Here is a 19,846-nt window from a genome sequence, read left to right as displayed (position 1 = left end):
GAGAGGATTCCGCATGAACACCACCCTCCGTATCGCCGCCTTCGGCTTGGCGTCCCTGGGCTTGGCCGGCGCGGCCCTGGCCCAGGAAGTGACCGGCGCGGGCGCCAGCTTCCCGGCGCCGCTGTACGCCAAGTGGGCCTCCGACTACAACAAGGCCACCGGCGTGCGCATCAACTACCAGTCGGTGGGCTCGGGCGCCGGCCTGCGGCAGATCGAGGCCAAGACGGTGGACTTCGGCGCCTCCGACGCCCCCTTGCAAGACGATGAACTGGCCAAGAAGGGCCTGGTGCAGTTCCCCACCGTGATCGGCGGCGTGGTGCCGGTGGTCAACATCAAGGGCATCAACCCCGGTCAGCTGCGCCTGAACGGCCAGGTGCTGGGCGACATCTACCTGGGCAAGATCACCAAGTGGAACGATGCAGCGATCAAGGCGCTCAACCCCTCGCTGAACCTGCCGGACGCGGCCATCGCGCCGGTGCGCCGCGCCGACGGTTCGGGCACCACCTTCATCTTCACCAACTACCTGTCCAAGGTGAACCCCGAGTGGAAGGCCAAGGTGGGCGAGGGCACGGCGGTCAACTGGCCGACCGGCGCCGGCGGCAAGGGCAACGAGGGCGTGGCCGCCTTCGTTGGCCGCCTGCCCAACTCCATCGGCTACGTGGAGTACGCCTACGTCAAGCAGAACAAGATGAACTTCGCCCAGCTGCAGAACGCGGCCGGCCAGTTCGTCAGCCCGGACGACACGGCCTTCAAGGCCGCCGCCGCGGGCGCCGACTGGTCCAAGAGCTTCTACCAGATCCTCACCCACCAGCTTGGCGCGCAGAGCTGGCCCATCACCGGCGCCACCTTCATCCTGATGCACAAGGCGCAGGACAAGCCGCAGCAGGCCGCGGCCACGCTGAAGTTCTTCGAATGGGCCTACAAGAGCGGCGACAAGACCGCCGAGGACCTGGACTACGTGCCCATGCCCGACAGCGTGACGGCCGCGGTCGAGAAGCTCTGGGCCGCCCAGATCAAGGACGGTTCCGGCAAGGCCGTCGCCTACCGCTGAGCTGCGCAAGGACCACGCGTTCGAGGGGCCATGGCGTCCACTACACTCCCGGCCGGTATGGCCCGCCCTGAACCCGACATCGTCGCACTGCCGGCGGCGGCTTCACGCCGCGCCCTCCCTCCGGGCCGCCGCGTGCGCGGCGGCACCTGGGCCGACCGGCTGTTCGGCTGGGCCGCCAAGGCCGCGGCCCTGCTGACGCTGGGGCTGCTGCTGGCCATCCTGGGTTCGCTGGTGGTGGGTGCCTGGCCCGCGATCGAGAAGTACGGCCTGGGCTTCCTCACCAGCAGCGTCTGGGACCCGGTGAGCAACGAGTACGGCGGCCTGGTGATGATCTACGGCACGCTGGCGACCTCGCTGATCGCGCTGGTCATCGCCGTGCCGGTGAGCTTCGGCATCGCGGTGTTCCTCACCGAGCTGTCGCCGGCATGGCTCAAGCGTCCCCTGGGGACGGCCGTCGAGCTGCTCGCCGCCGTGCCCTCCATCGTCTACGGCATGTGGGGCCTGCTGGTGTTCGGCCCCATCCTGGCGACCTGGGTGCAGCAGCCGCTGCAGGCGCTGTTCGCCGGCGTGCCCTACCTGGGCGCGCTGGTGTCGGGCCCGCCGGTGGGCATCGGCATCCTGGCGGCCGGGATCATCCTGGCCATCATGATCATCCCCTTCATCGCCGCCGTGATGCGCGACGTGTTCGAGGTGACGCCGCCCATGCTCAAGGAGTCCGCCTACGCGCTGGGCTCCACCACCTGGGAGGTGGTGTGGGGGGTGGTGCTGCCCTACACCAAGGGAGGCGTCATCGGGGGCATCATGCTGGGCCTGGGCCGCGCCCTGGGCGAGACCATGGCCGTGACCTTCGTCATCGGCAACTTCAACCAGCTCGACTCGCTCAGCCTGTTCGCGCCCGCCAACAGCATCACCTCGGCCCTGGCCAACGAGTTCGCCGAGGCGGCCAGCGGCCTGCACCAGTCGGCGCTGATCTACCTGGGCCTGGTGCTGTTCTTCATCACCTTCGTGGTGCTGGCGCTGTCCAAGCTGCTGCTGTCGCGCCTGCGCAGGAACGAGGGCGCCAAGTCATGAACACGGGCAACGCCACGACCTCGCAGGCGCTGATCCGCGCCGCCGACCAGGCCCGCGTGCGCGAGGCCATGTTCGCCCGCCGCAAGCGCGTCAACAGGATCGCGCTGACGCTGTCGCTCGCGGCCATGGTGTTCGGCGTGTTCTGGCTGATCTGGATCCTGATCGAGACCGTGCGCCTGGGCGTCGGCGGCCTGGCCTGGTCCACCCTGACCCAGATGACGCCTCCGCCCAACGAGGTGGGCGGCATCGCCAACGCCATCTTCGGCTCGGTGCTGATGGTGGCGCTGGCCACCTTCGTCGCCACGCCGGTCGGCATCCTGGCCGGCATCTACCTGGCCGAGTACGACGTCAAGGGCTGGCTGGGCCAGACCACCCGCTTCGTCAACGACATCCTGCTGTCGGCGCCGTCCATCGTGATCGGCCTGTTCGTCTACGCGGTCGTGGTGGCGCGCTTCAAGCAGTTCTCCGGCTGGGCGGGGGCCGCCGCGCTGGCGCTGATCGTGGTGCCGGTGGTGATCCGCACCACCGAGAACATGCTGATGCTGGTGCCGTCGGGCCTGCGCGAAGCGGCCTACGCCCTGGGCGCGCCCAAGTGGAAGGTGATCCTGAGCATCACCCTCAAGGCCGCGCGGGCCGGCGTGGTCACGGGCGTGCTGCTGGCCGTGGCGCGCATCTCCGGCGAGACGGCGCCGCTGCTGTTCACCGCCCTGAACAACCAGTTCTGGACGTCCAGCCTGTCCGAGCCCATGGCCAGCCTGCCGGTCACCATCTTCAAGTTCGCCATGAGCCCCTACGAGAACTGGCAGCAGCTGGCCTGGGCAGGCGTGTTCCTCATCACCGCCGCCGTGCTGGGCCTGAACATCCTGGCGCGCGTGCTTACGCGCAGCAAACTGTGAACGCCCCCATGACCACCCTCACCGCGCAGGACGCCGCGACCAAGATCTCGGTGCGCGACCTGAACTTCTACTACGGCAAATTCCACGCGCTCAAGGGCATCAACCTGGAGATCCCGGAGAAGAAGGTCACGGCCTTCATCGGGCCCTCGGGCTGCGGCAAGTCGACCCTGCTGCGCACCTTCAACCGCATGTTCGAGCTGTACCCCGAACAGCGCGCCGAGGGCGAGATCATCCTGGACGGCGAGAACCTGCTGACCAGCAAGCAGGACGTGGCGCTGATCCGCGCCAAGGTCGGCATGGTGTTCCAGAAGCCCACGCCGTTCCCCATGTCGATCTACGACAACATCGCCTTCGGCGTGCGGCTGTTCGAGAACCTCAGCGCCACCGACATGGACGAGCGGGTCGAGTGGGCGCTGCGCAAGGCGGCCCTGTGGGCCGAGGTGCGCGACAAGATGGGCCAGAGCGGCGCCAGCCTGTCGGGCGGGCAGCAGCAGCGCCTGTGCATCGCGCGCGGCATCGCCATCAAGCCCGAGGTGCTGCTGCTGGACGAGCCCTGCTCGGCGCTGGACCCGATCTCCACGGCCAAGATCGAGGAGCTGATCGCCGAGCTGAAGGCCGACTACACCGTGGTCATCGTCACCCACAACATGCAGCAGGCGGCGCGCTGCAGCGACTACACCGCCTACATGTACCTGGGCGACCTGGTCGAGGTGGGCGAGACCGAGCAGCTGTTCTTCAAGCCCAAGCGCAAGGAAACCGAGGACTACATCACAGGCCGCTTCGGCTGATGGAGTGAAACCATGCCCGACAAACACCTCTCCGCCCAGTTCGACAGCGAGCTCAACGGCGTCTCGTCCCGCGTCATGGAGCTGGGCGGGCTGGTCGAGTCGCAGATCCGCCAGGCCATCCACGCCCTGTCCCACCTCAGCGTGGAAGCCGCCGACCAGGTGGCCGAGATCGAGGTGCGCGTGAACGCGATGGAGGTGGAGACCGACCGCGAGCTGTCCTCCATCATCGCCCGGCGCCAGCCCACGGCGCGCGACCTGCGCCTGCTGATGGCCATCTCCAAGGCCACCGCCAACCTGGAGCGCGTGGGGGACGAGACCACCAAGATCGCCCGCATGGTCAAGTCCATCATCGCTAGCGGCTCGGCCCGCGCCCTGCCGTCGTCGGAGCTGCGCGTGGCGGCGGACATGGCCTCGGCGCTGCTGCGCAAGGCGCTGGACGCGTTCGCCCGGCTGGACGTCACCACGGCGGTGGCCATCCTCAAGGAGGACGATGCCATCGACCGGGAGTTCGACGGCTTCGTGCGAAAGCTCATCACCTACATGATGGAGGACCCGCGCACCATCTCGGCCAGCCTGGACCTGCTGTTCCTGGCCAAGGCCATCGAGCGCATCGGCGACCACGCCAAGAACATCGCCGAGCTGATCATCTACGTCGTCAAGGGGGCCGACGTGCGGCACACCTCGCTGGCGCAGATCGAGTCCGCGATCAAGTGAGCTGCAGGGCCCGGCCATGAAGAACCAGCCGCGCGTGCTCATCGTCGAGGACGAGCCGGCCATCGCCGAGCTGATCGCGGTCAACCTGCGGCACAACGGCTTCCAGCCGGTCTGGGCCGAGGACGGCGCGGCCGCCCAGCGCGAGATGGACGCCGCGCTGCCGGACGCCATCTTGCTGGACTGGATGCTGCCGGGCCAGAGCGGCCTGGCCCTGGCGCGCAAGTGGCGCGGCGATGCCCGCACCAAGGCCGTCCCCATCCTGATGCTCACCGCCCGCGGCGACGAGCCCGACAGGGTGGCGGGGCTGGATGCCGGGGCCGACGACTACATCACCAAGCCGTTCTCCACCCAGGAGCTGCTGGCCCGCATCCGCGCGGTGCTGCGCCGGCGCGCGCCCGAGCAGGCCAGCGAGACCGTCACCGTCGGCGCGCTGTCGCTGGACGTCGCCACGCACCGCGTGCACTGGCAGGGGCAGCCGCTCAAGGTCGGTCCCACCGAGTTCAAGCTGCTGGGCCACCTGATGAAGCATCCCGAGCGGGTGCACAGCCGCGCGCAGCTGCTGGACAAGGTCTGGGGCGACCACGTGTTCATCGAGGAGCGCACGGTGGACGTGCACGTCAAGCGGCTGCGCGAGGCGCTGGGCGCGGCGGGCGCCATGGTCGAGACGGTGCGCGGCGCGGGCTACCGGCTGACGGCGCAGCCGCAGCAGGCCTCGCGCGCCGCCTGACGCAGCCGTCCCGCACACCGGCCATGGCCTGGCGCCTCACGAGCTTCCTGCTGTGCCAGCTGGCGGCTGGCGTGCTGGGCTGGTGGCTGGCGCGCGCTGGCGGCGCCGCGGCCGGCGTCGCCGCCGGCGGCCTGGCCTGGCTCGTCCTCGACCTGGCGCGCGGCGAGCGCGTGCTGCGCTGGCTGCGACATCTCGACGCCGGGCAGGCGCCCACCCTGCACGGCCTGTGGGGCGAGGTCGCCGACCGCGCGCGCCGCGCGCTGCGCTCGCGCGAGCAGCAGGCCCAGGACGCGCAGCAGCGTTTGCAGGACATCCTGGCGGCGATCCAGGCCTCCCCCAACGGCGTGGTGCTGCTCGACGCGGCGGGGCGCATCGAATGGTGCAACCAGACCGCCGCCAGCCATTTCGGCATCGACGCCCAGCGCGACCTGATGCAGCTGGTGGGCAACCTGGTGCGCGAGCCCTCGTTCGTCGCCTATTACGCCGGCGGCGACTACCGGCACGAGATCGTGATCCCGGCGCGCAGCGGCACGGCGGGGCGCCCGGCCCGGGTGTCGGTGCAGCTGCATCCCTACGGGCAGGGCCGCAAGCTGCTGCTGTCCCGCGACGTCACCGCGGTGGAGCAGGCCGAGGCCATGCGGCGCGACTTCGTGGCCAATGTCTCGCACGAGATCCGCACGCCGTTGACGGTGCTGACCGGCTTCATCGAGACGCTGCAGACCCTGCCGCTGGAGCAGGCCGACAGGACCCGCTACCTCGGCCTGATGGGGCAGCAGGGGGCCCGCATGCAGACCCTGGTGAACGACCTGCTGACGCTGTCGCGGCTGGAAGGCAGTCCGGCGCCGGGCGCCGGCGAGTGGACGCCCGTGGGTGCACTGACGGCGCAGTGCGAGCAGGAGGGGCGGGCGCTGGCCCAGGTCCTGGGCAAGTCGCACGAGCTGCGCTTCGACCCGGCGCCCGAGGTGGAGGTGGCGGGTGCGCAGGCCGAGCTGCTCAGCGCCATGTCCAACCTGGTGAGCAATGCCGTGCGCTACACGCCCGCCGGCGGCGCCATCCACGTGCAGTGGCGCCTGCTGGCGGACGGCGGCGCCGAGTTCGCGGTGCGCGACACCGGCCCTGGCGTCGCGCCCGAGCACATCCCGCGGCTCACGGAGCGCTTCTACCGGGTGGACCGCAGCCGCTCGCGCGAGACCGGCGGCACCGGCCTGGGGCTGGCCATCGTCAAGCACGTGGTGCAGCGCCACGGCGGCGAGCTGCGCATAGCCAGCGCGCCGGGCGCCGGCTCGACCTTCGCCATCCAGCTGCCCGCCAGCCGCCTGCGCCCGGCGGTCAGGCCCCCGGCCGAGACCGCACGGCCCGCCACAGCAGGCCGGTAAAGGCCAGCGCGGTGAGGGCCAGGGCCGTGGCGCCCGCCGCCCAGAACGCCGCCGGCGAGGCCCAGGGCCGCAGCGGGCCCAGGCCGCGGTAGGCCAGCAGGTAGCCGCCGCCCAGGCCCACGCCCCACAGCAGCAGGCAGTACACCACCAGCGGCGACACGGCCACGCCGTAGCTGCGCAGGATGAACACGCTCACTGCCTGCACCGCGTCGGCCGCGTGGTAGGCCGCCACCCACAGCAGCAGGCCGGCGGCCAGCGCCACCACCGGCGGGTTGGGGCCGGCGTACAGGCGGGCCAGGGGCTGCTGCGCCAGCGCCACGGCGGTGGCGCTGAGCGCCGCCAGGCCCAGGGCCAGCCCGAAGCCCAGGCGCAGCGCCTGGCGCGCCCGCCGGGCCTCGCCGGCGCCCAGCCAGAAGCTCACCCGCGCGCTGGCGGCGATGCCCAGGGACAAGGGCATCATGTACAGCAGGGCCGTCAGGCTGGCCGCGATCTGGTGGCTGGCCGAAGCCACCGTGCCCATGCGGGCGATGAACAAGGCCATCAGCGTGAACGAGGTCACCTCCACCATGATGGCCAGCCCCGTGGGGATGCCCAGGCGCGCGAAGCCGCGGATGGCGCGCCAGTCCGGCCGCTCGACCGGCTGCCAGATGCGGTAGGGCCGGTACATGGGCTGGTGCCGCAGCATCCACACGGCCAGGGCCAGCATCAGGTAGTTGACCACCAGCGTGGCCCAGGCGCAGCCGGCCAGCCCCAGCGGCGGCAGGCCCAGGCCGCCGAACACCAGCCAGACCGACAGCGGCACCTTCACGCCCAGCGAGCCGATCTGCAGCCAGGTCACCAGCAGCGGCTTGCCCAGGCTCTGGTTCAGGGTGGAGTACATGCGGAACAGCAGGGCCGGCGGCAGCGCGGCGGCCAGGATCGCCAGGTAGCGCCGGACCTCGCCCTGGAGCGCCGGCGGCACCTCCACCACCCGCAGCAGCGCGGCCGGTGAGGTCAGCGCCAGTACCCCCAGCGCCATGGCGACCGCGGCCAGGTACAGCGCCTGCCGCACCGAGCGGCCGACCTCCGCCTGGCGGCCGGCGCCGCGCAGCTCCGCCCACACCGGCAGCTGGGCCTGGATCACGCCCATCAGCGCCACGAAGACGCTGATGTACACCGCCGATCCGACCGACAGCGCCGCCAGCGCCTCGCTGGAGAAGCGCCCGGCCACCAGCGTGTCGGTGACGCCGAAGGCCATCACCGCCACCTGGCCGACGAACACCGTGCCGGCATGCTGCGCGATGACGCGCAGCTCGGGCGCGGCGCGGCGCCCGGGCTCGGGGACTTCCATGCTCAGGGCGCTTTCCGGTAGAGCAGCAGGTTGTCGTTGGCGTCGGTCGGGCGGCGCACCTTGGCCACCGGCTTCCACTGCTTCATCTGCATGGCGACCGCGGCGGAGGCCTCGACGCCGGGCGCCACCACCAGCCAGCCGCACTGCGGCCGCGTGCCCGCGCTGTGCAGGTCCAGACCGGCGTGGTAGCGCAGCGCCGCGGCCTGGCCGCGGGTCAGCCCGAACACCTCGACACAGCCGGGGTGCGGGCCCATGGCCTGCGTCAGCCCGCGCACCACCGGGGTGTAGCTGCGCGCGTAGTCCAGCACCGGCAGCCACAGCGTCATCATCAGCAGCCAGCACAGCGCGGCGCCGCCGGCCGGCAGCACCAGGCTCCTCCAGATCGGCTGCTGGTGGCGCCGGGTGCGCCAGCGCACCAGCCAGGCCCAGGCCACGGTGCCGCCCAGCGCCAGCAGCAGGGCCCCCAGCGAAAAGCTCGGCTCGAAACCCGGGGCCAGCTTGTAGACGTTGGAGGCGGGCTTGGCCGGGAAACCGGTCTGCAGCGAGATCCACACCACCCAGATCACGATCGCGCAGCTGCTGAAGAACAGCAGGGTGAACCAGTCGATCAGCGCCGCGACGCCGCGCTTGAGCGTCGGCAGGGCGAACGCGGCCAGCGCGGCCAGCGCCGGCAGGCCCAGCAGCAGGGAGCGGTCGGCGTTGGTGGTGGACAGCGTGCTGGCCAGCGACACCAGCGCGAACCACAGGGGCAGGGCGACATGGCGGTCGGCCAGCCGCCGCCGCCAGCGCCACACGGTCCACAGCGCCAAGGGCCAGGTGGGCCAGGTGAACCACAACAGGAGCCGGCCGATGCTGCGCCAGTCGCGCGAGCTCTCCAGCCGCCAGTGCCACAGCTCGAGTTCACGCGCCAGCAGGGCCACGCCCAGCACCATGGCCAGCAGCGCGACGGTCCAGCCCCAGGAGCGCTCGGACGACGGGGCATCGGCCGGCGGGTCCAGCACCAGCACCGCCGCGCCGCCCACCGCGAAGGCCAGGGCCAGCGTCGGTGCGCCGCTGAGCGCCAGGCCCGCCAAGCCCGTCGCCAGGGAGAGGCCCGGCAGCCAGCGATGGTACGGCGCCGCAGCCAGGCCATAGAAGGTGAGCGCGGTGAAGCCCAGCTGGGCCAGGGCCGGCGTGGTCTCGTGCGACAGCTGGGCCAGGCCGAGCGAGGCGACCAGCCCCAGCAGTGCGCCGTCGGCGATGGCCCGGGCGTAATCGGTGGGGTGGGCCTCGCCGCCGAAGGCGAAGGGCACGGGCTGGGCGCCGGGCCCGCGCGCCAGGTGGTACACGGCGTACCAGGTGGCCAGCAGCGTCAGCACCAGCAGGCCGGCGTAGACCACGCGCACCGCCAGGTCGGCCGGCAGCCAGGCCGGCGCCCAGTTGATGGCCCAGGCGCCCAGCCAGTAGGGCAGCAGCGCGTTGAAGTCCGGGGGTTGGCCCAGCAGCGTGGGCGAGAGCCAGTCCGCGCCGCCGCGGGCCAGCTCGAACATGTAGCCGAAGGCCGTCATATCCGCGCTCTTCCAGGGCTCGCGGAAGACGAAGCCCGGGATCACGTAGGCGGCGCAGAACAGCAGCAGCGCCAGCCGGGGCAGGCGGCGCACGGCGCTCTGGGCAACGATGGCGGGGGTGGGCGAGTTCACGCGGGCTGATTGTCCGCCCAACAAAAAAGGCAGCACGGTCGCCCGGCTGCCTTCTTCCTCGAAGCGGTGCGCTTGCGCGGCGCCTTACTTGGCGGCGGTCTTGCCGAAGCGGTTGCGGAACTTCTCGACGCGGCCGCCCATGTTGTCCACCGACTTCTGGGTGCCGGTGTAGAACGGGTGCGACTCGCTGGAGGTGTCCAGCTTGAACAGCGGCAGCTCGCGGCCGTCGTCGGTCTTGCCCATCTCGCGGGTGGCCACGCAGGAGCGGGTGACGAACTTGAAACCGTTGGACAGGTCCACGAAGAGCACTTCGCGGTAGTTGGGGTGGATGCCTTGTTTCATGGGTTCCTCTGGGGTGGAGCGGCAGCCGGTCCGGGCGCGGCGCCTGGGAGGGGCGCCCCGGGCTACTTACCGCAGGAAAGCCCAAGATTGTACATCGGGAGGGCAGCGGCCTTGTCCTACAGCCGTTCAGGGTGTCGACGCGGCCGTGCAGGGCGCCGGCGCTGCCCACAATGCCGGTTCGCCCGGCCCGTGCCGCACCCTCCGTGGTTGCCCGCCGCGCCGGTCTTCTTCCCCCACTCGGAGCATCCCATGGCCAAGGAAAAACAAATCCCGAACACCCCCACCGCGACCGCCGAGCCTACCGAAACCACCCTGGTCAACGCCGACCAGACGGCGGTGGTGCCCAACATGAACCAGCCCGGCCACGAGACGCAGAAGCTGGGCGAGATCGTGCGCATGCCCAACGGCCTGTCCGAGGACGCCTGCCGCCGCAGCGTGGAGCTGCTGAACCAGGTGCTGGTCGACACCATGACCCTGCGCGACTTGTACAAGAAGCACCACTGGCAGGTGGTGGGCCCGACCTTCAACCAGCTGCACGAGCTGTTCGACACGCACTACGAGCAGCAGGCCGAGCTGGTGGACATCGTCGCCGAGCGCATCCAGCTGCTGGGCGGCATCGCGCTGGCCATGGCCCACGACATCGCCGAGAAGACCCGCGTCAAGCGCCCGCCCCCCGGCCGCGAGCCCGCCGCCGTGCAGATCCGCCGCCTGGCCGAGGCGCACGAGCAGATCATCGTGTTCGCCCGCGAGGCCGCCGAGAAGGTGGAGGAGTGGAAGGACTCCGGCAGCAACGACGTGCTGGTGAGCAACGTGCTGCGCACCAACGAGCTGCAGGTGTGGTTCCTGACGGAGCACCTGGTGGCGGCCTCGCCAGTGACGGCCTAAACATCACCTCGAAGGACAAGGCCCGCAATTGCGGGCCTTGTTTTCGCCTCCGCCCGAAGGGCGTTCTGGCCTTGTTTCCTGTTGGAGCGGAGCGGTCTATCCCCCGCGCCGCATCATGTCGAAGAACTCGACGTTGGTCTTGGTCGCCTTCATGGACTTGAGCACCATCTCCATGGCCTCGATCTCGTCCATGTTGTACATGAACTGGCGCAGGATGCGCGTCTTCTGCAGGATCTCGGGCGCCAGCAGCAGCTCCTCGCGGCGCGTGCCGGAGCGGTTGAGCTGGATCGAGGGGAACACGCGCTTCTCGTAGAGGCGGCGGTCCAGGTGGATCTCGCAGTTGCCGGTGCCCTTGAACTCCTCGAAGATCACCTCGTCCATGCGGGAGCCGGTGTCGACCAGCGCGGTGGCGATGATGGTCAGCGAGCCGCCTTCCTCGACGTTGCGCGCCGCGCCCAGGAAGCGCTTGGGCCGCTGCAGCGCGTTGGCGTCCACGCCGCCGGTCAGCACCTTGCCGGAGGAGGGGACCACGTTGTTGTAGGCGCGGGCCAGGCGGGTGATGGAGTCCAGCAGGATCACCACGTCCTTCTTCAGCTCGACCAGGCGCTTGGCCCGCTCGATCACCATCTCGGCCACGTGCACGTGGCGCGCCGCGGGCTCGTCGAAGGTGGAGGCGATCACCTCGGCCTTGACCGAGCGCTGCATCTCGGTCACTTCCTCGGGCCGCTCGTCGACCAGCAGCACCATCATGTGGCTGTCGGGGTAGTTGGCGGCAATGGCGTGGGCGATGTGCTGCATCATCACCGTCTTGCCGCTCTTGGGTGGCGCCACCAGCAGCGCGCGCTGGCCCTTGCCGATGGGCGCGATGATGTCGATCACGCGGGCGGTGATGTTCTCGTCGCCTTTGAAGTTGTCGCGCTCGAGCTTCATCTGCTCCTTGGGGAACAGCGGGGTGAGGTTCTCGAACATCACCTTGTGCTTGTTCTGCTCGGGCGGCCCGCCGTTGACCATGTCCAGCTTGGTCAGCGCGAAGTAGCGCTCGCCGTCCTTGGGCGTCCTGACCTCGCCCTCGATCATGTCGCCGGTGTGCAGGTTGAAGCGCCGCACCTGGCTGGGCGAGATGTAGATGTCGTCGGTGCTGGCGGTGAAGCTGGTGTCCGGGCTGCGCAGGAAGCCGAAGCCGTCCGGCAGGATCTCGAGCACCCCGTCGGCGAACACCTGTTCGCCCGCGCGGGCGCGCTTCTTGATGATGGCGAACATCAGCTCCTGCTTGCGCATGCGGCCGGTGTTCTCGATCTCAAGCTCTTCGGCCTGCTTGAGGACTTCTGAAACGTGCAGCGCCTTGAGTTCGTTTAAGTGCATGGCTTTGAGCTCGGGATGCACCCCTTGCGGAGTTCTTGTTGGGGACCTTGGGAGAGGTTCCGACGGGAGGCGAGGGGCCTCGGGAACCGGAGGGGCTCGATGCGGCCGCCGCGCTGGCGACCGATGAGTGGGGGGATTATAGGGACAAGTACAAGGCCGCCAGGCCTTGTTTTCTCCTCAGGTGCTGATCTGCTGGTCGATGAAGGCGGTGAGCTGCGCCTTGCTCATCGCGCCGACCTTGGTGGCGGCCAGCTGGCCGCCCTTGAACAGCATCAAAGTGGGGATGCCGCGGATGCCGAACTTGGCGGGGATGTCGCGGTTCTCGTCCACGTTCATCTTGGCGACCTGCAGCTTGTCGCGGTAGCTGGCCGACACCTCGTCGAGGATGGGCGCGATCATCTTGCAGGGACCGCACCACTCGGCCCAGTAGTCCACCAGCACCGGCTTGTCGGACTGCAGGACGTCGGCTTCGAAGGAGCTGTCGGAAACGTGCTTGATCAGGTCGCTGGCCATGGGTCTTCCTTTGCGAGGGGGCCTCGGGGTACGGGGTAAAGTGGCGGTCATTGTGACAGAAACCAAGCCCCTCCCAAGGCAGTGGCCGGGCCCCCGCATGCTATGGATGCGATAGCAACAACCCATCACGCGCTGCGGCTCTGGGACGGATTGCTGAGCCAGATCGAGGAGCTGATGGCGCGCCGCGGCGCGCATGCGTCGCGCACGGTCGTGCTGGTGCCCTACGCGCAGCTGATGCCGCTGGCGCGCCGGTTGTGGGCGCGGCGCCGGCCCGACGGCTTCTCGCCGCGTTTCGATACCACCATGAACTGGGCCGCCCGACTGGGCTTCGCGCCCGCCGACGAGGACCTAGCCTTCGACATGGGGCGCGACCTGCTCACCGCCCGCGCCTGGCTGGAGCGGGCCGGGCTGGGCGCGCGCGCCGGCGTGCTGGCCGGCCGGCTGGTCGAGGCCGCCTGGCAGCTGGGCGCCGCGGCGGCCGCGGTGGCGCCGCAGCGGCGGGCCGAGTGGGCCGGCCGCGCGCGCGAAGCGGCCGTGCGCGGCCTGGGCGATGCGTCCTCGCTGCTGGCGCTGGAGGCCGCCGTGGCCCGCATCGCGGTCGAATGGGCGGCCGCCTCGTCCTACGCCAGCGACACCTTGTGGCGGGCCGAGGCCGCCGACGGCCTGGACCTGCTGGTGCTGCTGCAGGGCCTGGAGGCCGACCCGCTGGCGCAGGGGCTGGCCGGGCTGCTGGGCGACAAGGCGGTGGTGCTGCCGCTGGATGCGCCCGGGCCGGCCGGCGAGGTGGTGCTGCACGAGGCGGCCGACCCCTCGCACGAGGCCGAGGCGGCGGCGGCCTGCGTGGTGCGCCACCTGCAGGCCGGCCGCGTGCCGGTGGCGCTGGCCGCGGTGGACCGGGAGCTGACGCGCCGCATCCGCGCCATGCTGGGTGCGAGGCGCATCGCCATCCGCGACGAGACCGGCTGGAAGCTCTCGACCACGCGTGCCGCGGCCACCGTCATGGCCGGCCTGCGCGCCTGCGCCTTCCTCGCCAGCAGCGACGAGGTGCTGGACTGGCTCAAGCATCTGCCGGCGGCCGCACCCGCCACGGTGTCCGCCCTGGAGCGCCGCGTGCGCCGGACCGGGCTGCGCGACTGGGGCGCGGTCCACGCCGGGCGCATCGAAGGCGAGCCCGCCGGCTGGGCCCGGTTGATCGAGCAGGCCAATGCCTGGCGCGAGCGGCTGCAGGCGCCGCGTCCGCTGAGGCAGTGGCAGCGGGCCCTGCGCGAGCTGCTGCAGGCCACCCGCCAATGGGATGCGCTGGAAGCGGACGCCGCCGGCGTCCAGGTGCTGGAGGTGCTCGGCCTGGCCGGCAGCGACGAGGGGCGCTGGGGCCTCGCGCAGGCGGCGCGGCGGATGACGCTGGCCGACTTCACGGCCTGGGCCAGCGACGCGCTGGAAGCCGAGAGCTTCGTGCCCGAGGTGCCGGCGCTGGAGCAGGTGGTGATCCTGCCGTTCAACCAGCTGCTGGCCCGGCCCTTCGCCGCGCTGGTGCTGCCAGGATGCGACGAGCTGCGCCTGGCGCCCTCGCCGGAGCCGCCCGGCCCCTGGACGGCGGCGCAGCGGGAGGCCCTGGGCCTGCCGGCGCGCGACGCGCTGGAGCGGGCGCTGCGCGCCGGCTGGGCGCAGGCGCTGCGCACGCCGCATTGCGACGTGCTCTGGCGCCGCAGCGACGACAGCGGCGAACCGGTGCTGCCCAGCCCGCTGGTGCAGCAGCTGCGGCTGGCCGGCGCGGTGCCGGCGCCCGGGGACCCGCGCGAGCCCCGCTCGCTGCGGCCCCAGCCCGTGAGCCGCCCCCGGCCGGTCGCGGCGACACTCACGGTGGAGACCCTGTCGGCCAGCGGCTACGAGGACCTGCGGCGCTGCCCCTACCGGTTCTTCGCCCTGCGCCAGCTGGGCCTGCAGGAGGCGGCCGAGATCGACGCCGACCTGGACAAGCGCGATTTCGGCAACTGGCTGCACGAGGTGCTGGGCGCCTTCCACCTGGCGCTGCTGGAGTCCGCCGGCGCGCCCCAGTCGCGCGCCGCGCTGCTGGACCGGGTGGCGGCCGAGGTCACGCGCTCGCAGGGCCTGGCCGACGGCGAATTCCTGCCGTTTGCGGCCGCCTGGCCGCAGGTGCGCGACGGCTACCTGGACTGGCTGGGCCGCCACGAGGCCGAGGGCGGGGCGCGCTTCGACAGCGCCGAGCGCGAGCTGCAGATGCCGCTGGGGACGGTGCGCCTGGTCGGCCGCATCGACCGCATCGACCGCCTGCCGGACGGGCGCGTGCTGGTGATGGACTACAAGACCGAGTCGCGCTCGGTCACCGCCGAGCGGGTGCGCGGCGCCGGCGAGGACACGCAGCTGGCCTTCTACGCCGCGCTGCTGGAGGACGACTCGCTGCGCGCCGCCTACGTGAACGTGGGCGAGCGCGGCAAGACCGAGATCCTGGAGCAGCCGGCGGTGGTGCAGGCGCGCGACGCCCTGGTCGAAGGCATCCTGCACGACCTGCGGCGCATCGCCGAAGGCGCCGCGCTGCCGGCGCTGGGCGAGGGCCGGGCCTGCGAGTTCTGCGCCGCGCGCGGCCTGTGCCGGCGCGACTTCTGGAGCCTATGAGCGCCCCGGACCTCGCCTACGAGCACAACGGCCGGCGCGTCACGCGCGAGGCGTTCTACGCCATCGCCTGCGACCCGCGCCGCAGCGTGGCGGTGGAGGCCTGCGCCGGTGCCGGCAAGACCTGGATGCTGGTCTCGCGCATTGTGCGCGCGCTGCTGGACGGCGCCCAGCCTCACGAGATCCTGGCCATCACCTTCACCAAGAAGGCGGCCGGCGAGATGCGCCAGCGGCTGCAGGACGGCCTGGCCGACTTCGCCCAGGCCCCGCCCGAGCGATTGCGCCAAGCCCTGGTCGAGCGGGGCGTGGGCCCGCAGTCCGCGGCGGCGCTGGCCGAACCCCTGCGCAACCTCTACCGGCAGTTGCTGGCGGCGGGTCGGCCGGTGCAGGTGCGCACCTTCCACAGCTGGTTCGCGGCCCTGCTGCGCACCGCGCCGCTGGCGGTGCTGGAACGCCTGGGCCTGCCGGCGCGCTACGAGCTGCTGGAGGACGATGCCGAGGCGGTGCGGCGGGTGTGGCGCCGCTTTTTCACGGCGGTGGCGGCGCAGCCCGAGGCACGGCGCGACTACGAGGAGTCGGTGGCCGCCCATGGCCGCTTCAACACCCAGAAGGCGCTGGAGGCGGCGCTGGCCAAGCGGGTGGAGTTCGCGCTGGCGGACCCGCAAGGCGTGGTGGAGCGCTCGGTGCGGCCTTTCGGCGAGCTGTTCCCGGCGCTGGCCGGCCCTGCGGCGCCGCAGGACGCGCTGCTGGCACCCGCCGCGCGCGAGCGCTGGCTGGCGCGCGCCCGGGTGCTGGGCGCCGAGCGCAACAAGACGCCGCAGAAAGCGGCCCAGGCCATCGTCGAGGCGTTCGAGGCTGAAGATCCCACGCAGCGCCTGGCGCTGCTGCGCAAGGGATTCTTCGTCGCGACCGAAGACCGCCTGAGCCAGCACCTGGCCAAGCTGCCCGCCGCCCAGGAGGCCGAGCCGGAGCTGCAGGCCCTGTGCGCGGCGGCCGACCAGCACGAGGCCTGGCTGCACCACCAGCGCCTGACGCGCCTGACGCGCCTGCTGCTGCAGGAGTTCGCCGCGCTCAAGCGCGACCAGGGCTGGGTCGACATGAACGACGTGGAGCAGGCCGCGCTGGCCCTGCTGTCCGACCCGGTGCTCTCCGGCTGGGTGCAGGAGCGGCTGGACGCGCGCATCGCCCACCTGCTGATCGACGAGTTCCAGGACACCAACCCGCTGCAGTGGCAGGCGCTGCACGGCTGGCTGAGCGCCTATGCCGGCGCGGGCGGCGGCTCGGCGCCCAGTGTGTTCATGGTCGGCGATCCCAAGCAGAGCATCTACCGCTTCCGCCGCGCCGAGCCGCAGGTGTTCCGGGCGGCGCAGGCCTTCGTGCGCGAGGGGCTGCAGGGCGAGTTGCTCGCCTGCGACCACACGCACCGCAACGCGCCTGCCGTGATGGAGGTGGTCAACCGAGTGATGGGCGCCGCACAGGACGCGGGCGAGTACGAGGGCTTCCGCTCCCACACCACGCAGTCGCAGGCGCCCGGCTCGGTCGGCTGGCTGCCGCCGGTCCCGCGCGCCGCGATCGACGCCGCGCCCGCCCAGGAGGCCTTCGGGCCCGCGGCCTGGCGCGACAGCCTCACCGTGCCGCGCGAGCTGCCCGAGGAGAAGCTGGTCACGCTGGAATGCCGCCAGGCCGCGCGCTGGATCGCCGGCCGCTTGGCCGGCGGCGCCCTGCCGCAGGACGTGATGGTGCTGGCGCGCCGGCGCGACCGGCTGGTGGCGATGGAAGCCGAACTGCGCGCCCTGGGCATTCCGGCCCAGCAGCCGGAAAAGACCGAGCTGGGCGAGGCGCCCGAGGTGCAGGATGTGGTGGCGCTGCTGGACGTGCTGGTGTCCCCCGCGCACGACCTGTCGCTGGCGCGCGCGCTGAGGTCGCCCCTCTTCTCGGTACCGGACGAGGCGCTGGTGGAGCTGGCGTTGCGCGCCCGCCGCCGGCAGGCCGAGGGCCCGCCCGTGCCCTGGCTCGAACTGCTGCAGCAGGAATCCTTCGACGCGGGGCCCCTGCGCGGGCTGGGGGCCGTGCTGACCCGCTGGAAGGGCTGGGTGGACCGGCTGCCGCCGCACGACGCGCTGGACGCGATCTACCACGAGGGCGACCTGCTGGCCCGCTACGCCCAGGCGGCGCCGCCGGCACTGCGCGAGGCGGTGCTGTCCCACCTGCGCGCGCTGCTGGGCGCGGCGCTGCAGGTGGGCGGCGGCCGCTACGCCACGCCCTATGCCCTGGTGCGCGCGCTCAAGGCCGGCGGCGTGCCGGGCCCGGCCATCGCCACGGCGGCGGCGGTGCGGCTGCTGACGGTGCACGGCGCCAAGGGCCTGGAGGCGCCGCTGGTGCTGCTGCTGGACACCGACGCGCCCTCGGCCCGCGCCGAAACCATGGGCGTGATCATCGACTGGCCGGGCGAGGCGCCCGGGCCCCGGCGCTTCGCTTTCCTGGCCAGCCAGAGCCGGCCGCCGGCCTGCTGCGCGCAGGTGCTGGAGGCGGAGCTGGCGGCGCGCCGGCGCGAGGAGCTCAACGCGCTGTACGTGGCCATGACCCGGGCCCGGCAGGAACTGGTCGTCTCCTCGGTGCAGCCGCATGCGCCGGCCGCGGGCAGCTGGTGGCAGCGGCTGCAGCCGCTGGCCGCGCCGCTCGAGGCGCCTGCGCCGTTCGCCGCCGGACCCTCCGCGGCGCAGGAAGCTTTCGACATCCCCGTCGTGCCTGACCTGGACCTGCAGGACACCCCGGCCGCCGGGGGAACCAGGGCCTGGCGCGCCGCCGCCAGCACCGCCTCGCTGTTCGGCCAGGCCCTGCACCGGCTGCTGGAGCTGCCCCCGCCGCCGGACGGCGCCTGGCCGCCGGCCGTGTTGCAGCGGGTGGGGCGCGAGTGCGCGCTGGCGCCGCAGGAGCTGCAGGACGCGGCCGCCATGGCCTGGCGCATCCTGGCAGGCGAGGGCGCCTGGGCCTGGGACGCTTCGGTCGTGTCCTGGCACGGCAACGAGATCGAGCTGCACCACCAGGGCGAGCTGCTGCGCCTGGACCGGCTGGTGCGGCGGCACGACGGCGTGTGGTGGGTGCTGGACTACAAGTCGGGCGCGCGGCCCGAGCATGACGAGGCGCTGCTGGCGCAGCTGCGGCGCTACCGGCAGGCGGTGCAGGCCTGCTCGCCCGGCGCCACGGTGCACGCCGCCTTCCTCACCGGCCAGGGCCGGCTGGTGCGCGTCGAATGACGATGGTGGTGGCCGTGGTCGGCGCCGGGCCGGCCGGCCTGATGGCGGCCGAGGTCCTGTCGGCGGCCGGCCTGCCGGTGGAGGTGTTCGATGCCATGCCCTCGGCCGGCCGCAAGTTCCTGCTGGCCGGGCGCGGCGGCCTCAACCTCACGCACGGCGAGGCGCTGGAGGCCTTTCTCGGGCGCTACGGCGAGCGGCGGCCGCAGCTGGAGGCCCTGGTGCGCGCGTGGGGCCCGCAGCAGCTGCGCGACTGGGCGCAGGGCCTGGGCGTGGAGACCTTCGTCGGCAGCTCGGGACGCGTCTTTCCCACGGACATGAAGGCGGCGCCGCTGCTGCGCGCCTGGCTGCACCGGCTGCGCGCGGCCGGGGTGCGCTTCCACATGCGGCACCGCTGGACCGGCTGGGACGATGCGGGCGCCCTGCGCCTCGCCACGCCGGAGGGCGAGCTCCTCCTGCAGCCCCGGGCCACGGTGCTGGCCCTGGGCGGCGCCAGCTGGCCGCGCCTGGGATCGGACGGCGCCTGGTTGCCCCTGCTGCGCCAGCGCGGCGTGGACGTTGCGCCGCTGGTGCCGGCCAACTGCGGCTTCGATCGCGCCGGCGGCTGGAGCGCCTACTTCGGCGAGCGCTTCGCGGGCCAGCCCTTCAAGTCGGTCGCCGTGGCCCTGGACCCCGCCGGCCCCTGGAAGAAGGGCGAATTCGTGGCCACCGCCACCGGCATCGAAGGCAGCTTGGTCTATGCCGTGTCGGCGGCCTTGCGCGACGCGATCGCGGCGCAGGGCGGCGCCCGCCTGTGGCTGGACCTGCTGCCGGGCCGCAGCGCCGCCCAGGTGCAGGCCGAGGTGACGCACCCGCGCGGCTCGCGCTCGCTGGCCAGCCACCTCAAAAGTCGGCTCGGCCTGGACGGCATCAAGCTGGCCCTGCTGCACGAGAGCCTGCCGGGCGAGGCGATGCGCGATGCGCCACGGCTGGCCGCCGCGATCAAGGCGCTGCCCCTCGAGCTGTCGGCACCGCGGCCCGTCGCCGAGGCCATCAGCAGCGCCGGCGGCGTGCGCTTCGAGGGCCTGGATGCCGGGCTGATGCTGCGGGCGCTGCCGGGCGTGTTCTGCGCCGGCGAGATGCTGGACTGGGAGGCGCCCACCGGGGGCTACCTGCTGACCGCCTGCCTGGCCAGCGGCCGCCGCGCGGCGCAGGGCGTGCGCGGCCATCTCACCGGTTGACGGGGTC

16 protein-coding genes are annotated in these 19,846 nt (G+C 72.2%); 11 read left to right on the top strand and 5 right to left on the bottom strand.

Features of this window, described 5'->3' with window-relative positions:
• The first annotated feature begins 13 nt into the window (after positions 1 to 13).
• From pstS to phoR, 7 genes are read left to right on the top strand one after another with little or no spacing between them, the layout of a single operon-like run.
• A complete protein-coding gene (gene pstS / locus RTA_RS12050; RefSeq protein WP_013901684.1) occupies positions 14 to 1,051 on the top strand; it encodes a phosphate ABC transporter substrate-binding protein PstS in 1,038 nt (345 codons plus the stop codon).
• 30 nt (positions 1,052 to 1,081) lie between these two features.
• Positions 1,082 to 2,122 (top strand): phosphate ABC transporter permease subunit PstC, encoded by a 1,041-nt coding sequence (gene pstC / locus RTA_RS12045; RefSeq protein ID WP_438865671.1) that lies wholly within the window; start codon positions 1,082 to 1,084, stop codon positions 2,120 to 2,122.
• Positions 2,119 to 3,018 (top strand): phosphate ABC transporter permease PstA, encoded by a 900-nt coding sequence (pstA, locus tag RTA_RS12040; protein ID WP_013901682.1) that lies wholly within the window; start codon positions 2,119 to 2,121, stop codon positions 3,016 to 3,018. Before pstC ends, pstA begins: the two co-directional genes overlap by 4 nt.
• An 8-nt stretch (positions 3,019 to 3,026) precedes the next feature.
• Positions 3,027 to 3,806 carry a phosphate ABC transporter ATP-binding protein PstB gene (gene pstB, locus RTA_RS12035; RefSeq protein WP_013901681.1) on the top strand — a complete coding sequence of 260 codons (780 nt, stop codon included), beginning with the start codon at positions 3,027 to 3,029 and terminating at the stop codon, positions 3,804 to 3,806.
• Positions 3,807 to 3,818: 12 nt separating this feature from the next.
• Positions 3,819 to 4,520 carry a phosphate signaling complex protein PhoU gene (gene phoU, locus RTA_RS12030; protein ID WP_013901680.1) on the top strand — a complete coding sequence of 234 codons (702 nt, stop codon included), beginning with the start codon at positions 3,819 to 3,821 and terminating at the stop codon, positions 4,518 to 4,520.
• A gap of 16 nt (positions 4,521 to 4,536) precedes the next feature.
• Positions 4,537 to 5,247 (top strand): phosphate regulon transcriptional regulator PhoB, encoded by a 711-nt coding sequence (gene phoB / locus RTA_RS12025; RefSeq protein WP_013901679.1) that lies wholly within the window; start codon positions 4,537 to 4,539, stop codon positions 5,245 to 5,247.
• 23 nt (positions 5,248 to 5,270) lie between these two features.
• Positions 5,271 to 6,623, top strand: coding sequence for a phosphate regulon sensor histidine kinase PhoR (gene phoR, locus RTA_RS12020; protein ID WP_013901678.1), 1,353 nt, complete (start codon positions 5,271 to 5,273; stop codon positions 6,621 to 6,623).
• Here phoR and RTA_RS12015 read toward each other — a convergent pair.
• The 3 genes from RTA_RS12015 to RTA_RS12005 form a co-directional block, all read right to left on the bottom strand.
• On the bottom strand, positions 6,577 to 7,953 hold the full coding sequence (locus tag RTA_RS12015) for an MATE family efflux transporter (RefSeq protein WP_013901677.1): 1,377 nt from the start codon (positions 7,951 to 7,953) through the stop codon (positions 6,577 to 6,579). The genes phoR and RTA_RS12015 overlap by 47 nt on opposite strands.
• 2 nt (positions 7,954 to 7,955) lie before the next feature.
• Positions 7,956 to 9,632: a membrane protein gene (locus RTA_RS12010; protein WP_013901676.1), complete on the bottom strand. Its 1,677-nt coding sequence runs from the start codon at positions 9,630 to 9,632 to the stop codon at positions 7,956 to 7,958.
• 84 nt (positions 9,633 to 9,716) lie between these two features.
• A complete protein-coding gene (locus RTA_RS12005) occupies positions 9,717 to 9,974 on the bottom strand; it encodes a type B 50S ribosomal protein L31 (RefSeq protein ID WP_013901675.1) in 258 nt (85 codons plus the stop codon).
• A 249-nt stretch (positions 9,975 to 10,223) separates the two neighbouring features.
• Here RTA_RS12005 and RTA_RS12000 point away from each other — a divergent pair, with 249 nt between their 5' ends.
• Complete coding sequence (locus RTA_RS12000) at positions 10,224 to 10,859, top strand: Dps family protein (protein ID WP_013901674.1); 636 nt, start codon at positions 10,224 to 10,226, stop codon at positions 10,857 to 10,859.
• Between the two features lie 96 nt (positions 10,860 to 10,955).
• On the opposite strand, the gene rho is transcribed toward RTA_RS12000, so the two are convergent.
• Both rho and trxA read right to left on the bottom strand, forming a co-directional pair.
• Complete coding sequence (gene rho / locus RTA_RS11995; RefSeq protein WP_041675451.1) at positions 10,956 to 12,221, bottom strand: transcription termination factor Rho; 1,266 nt, start codon at positions 12,219 to 12,221, stop codon at positions 10,956 to 10,958.
• A gap of 177 nt (positions 12,222 to 12,398) precedes the next feature.
• Positions 12,399 to 12,734 (bottom strand): thioredoxin TrxA, encoded by a 336-nt coding sequence (gene trxA, locus RTA_RS11990; RefSeq protein WP_013901672.1) that lies wholly within the window; start codon positions 12,732 to 12,734, stop codon positions 12,399 to 12,401.
• Positions 12,735 to 12,884: 150 nt separating this feature from the next.
• On the opposite strand from trxA, the gene RTA_RS11985 reads away from it, so the two are divergent.
• The 3 genes from RTA_RS11985 to RTA_RS11975 are packed head-to-tail and all read left to right on the top strand — an operon-like array spanning position 12,885 to position 19,839.
• Positions 12,885 to 15,368, top strand: coding sequence for a PD-(D/E)XK nuclease family protein (locus tag RTA_RS11985; RefSeq protein ID WP_318532665.1), 2,484 nt, complete (start codon positions 12,885 to 12,887; stop codon positions 15,366 to 15,368).
• Positions 15,365 to 18,622, top strand: coding sequence for a UvrD-helicase domain-containing protein (locus tag RTA_RS11980; protein WP_013901670.1), 3,258 nt, complete (start codon positions 15,365 to 15,367; stop codon positions 18,620 to 18,622). Before RTA_RS11985 ends, RTA_RS11980 begins: the two co-directional genes overlap by 4 nt.
• On the top strand, positions 18,619 to 19,839 hold the full coding sequence (locus tag RTA_RS11975; protein WP_013901669.1) for a TIGR03862 family flavoprotein: 1,221 nt from the start codon (positions 18,619 to 18,621) through the stop codon (positions 19,837 to 19,839). The genes RTA_RS11980 and RTA_RS11975 overlap by 4 nt, the downstream gene beginning before the upstream one ends.
• The last annotated feature ends 7 nt before the right edge of the window (positions 19,840 to 19,846 follow it).

It is taken from the genome of Ramlibacter tataouinensis TTB310, from assembly GCF_000215705.1.
GTDB classification, from domain to species: Bacteria; Pseudomonadota; Gammaproteobacteria; order Burkholderiales; family Burkholderiaceae_C; genus Ramlibacter; species Ramlibacter tataouinensis.
Note: the sequence above shows the minus strand (reverse complement) of the source record. Positions and strands in the feature narration are given on the sequence as shown.

Bases quoted from the DNA above. Each gene is read 5' to 3' on its own strand.
- pstS (WP_013901684.1), top strand. From the start codon at position 14: ATGAACACCACCCTCCGTATCGCCGCCTTCGGCTTGGCGTCCCTGGGC.
- pstC (WP_438865671.1), top strand. From the start codon at position 1,082: ATGGCGTCCACTACACTCCCGGCCGGTATGGCCCGCCCTGAACCCGAC.
- pstA (WP_013901682.1), top strand. From the start codon at position 2,119: ATGAACACGGGCAACGCCACGACCTCGCAGGCGCTGATCCGCGCCGCC.
- pstB (WP_013901681.1), top strand. From the start codon at position 3,027: ATGACCACCCTCACCGCGCAGGACGCCGCGACCAAGATCTCGGTGCGC.
- phoU (WP_013901680.1), top strand. From the start codon at position 3,819: ATGCCCGACAAACACCTCTCCGCCCAGTTCGACAGCGAGCTCAACGGC.
- phoB (WP_013901679.1), top strand. From the start codon at position 4,537: ATGAAGAACCAGCCGCGCGTGCTCATCGTCGAGGACGAGCCGGCCATC.
- phoR (WP_013901678.1), top strand. From the start codon at position 5,271: ATGGCCTGGCGCCTCACGAGCTTCCTGCTGTGCCAGCTGGCGGCTGGC.
- RTA_RS12015 (WP_013901677.1), bottom strand. From the start codon at position 7,953: ATGGAAGTCCCCGAGCCCGGGCGCCGCGCCGCGCCCGAGCTGCGCGTC.
- RTA_RS12005 (WP_013901675.1), bottom strand. From the start codon at position 9,974: ATGAAACAAGGCATCCACCCCAACTACCGCGAAGTGCTCTTCGTGGAC.
- RTA_RS12000 (WP_013901674.1), top strand. From the start codon at position 10,224: ATGGCCAAGGAAAAACAAATCCCGAACACCCCCACCGCGACCGCCGAG.
- rho (WP_041675451.1), bottom strand. From the start codon at position 12,221: ATGCACTTAAACGAACTCAAGGCGCTGCACGTTTCAGAAGTCCTCAAG.
- trxA (WP_013901672.1), bottom strand. From the start codon at position 12,734: ATGGCCAGCGACCTGATCAAGCACGTTTCCGACAGCTCCTTCGAAGCC.
- RTA_RS11980 (WP_013901670.1), top strand. From the start codon at position 15,365: ATGAGCGCCCCGGACCTCGCCTACGAGCACAACGGCCGGCGCGTCACG.
- RTA_RS11975 (WP_013901669.1), top strand. From the start codon at position 18,619: ATGACGATGGTGGTGGCCGTGGTCGGCGCCGGGCCGGCCGGCCTGATG.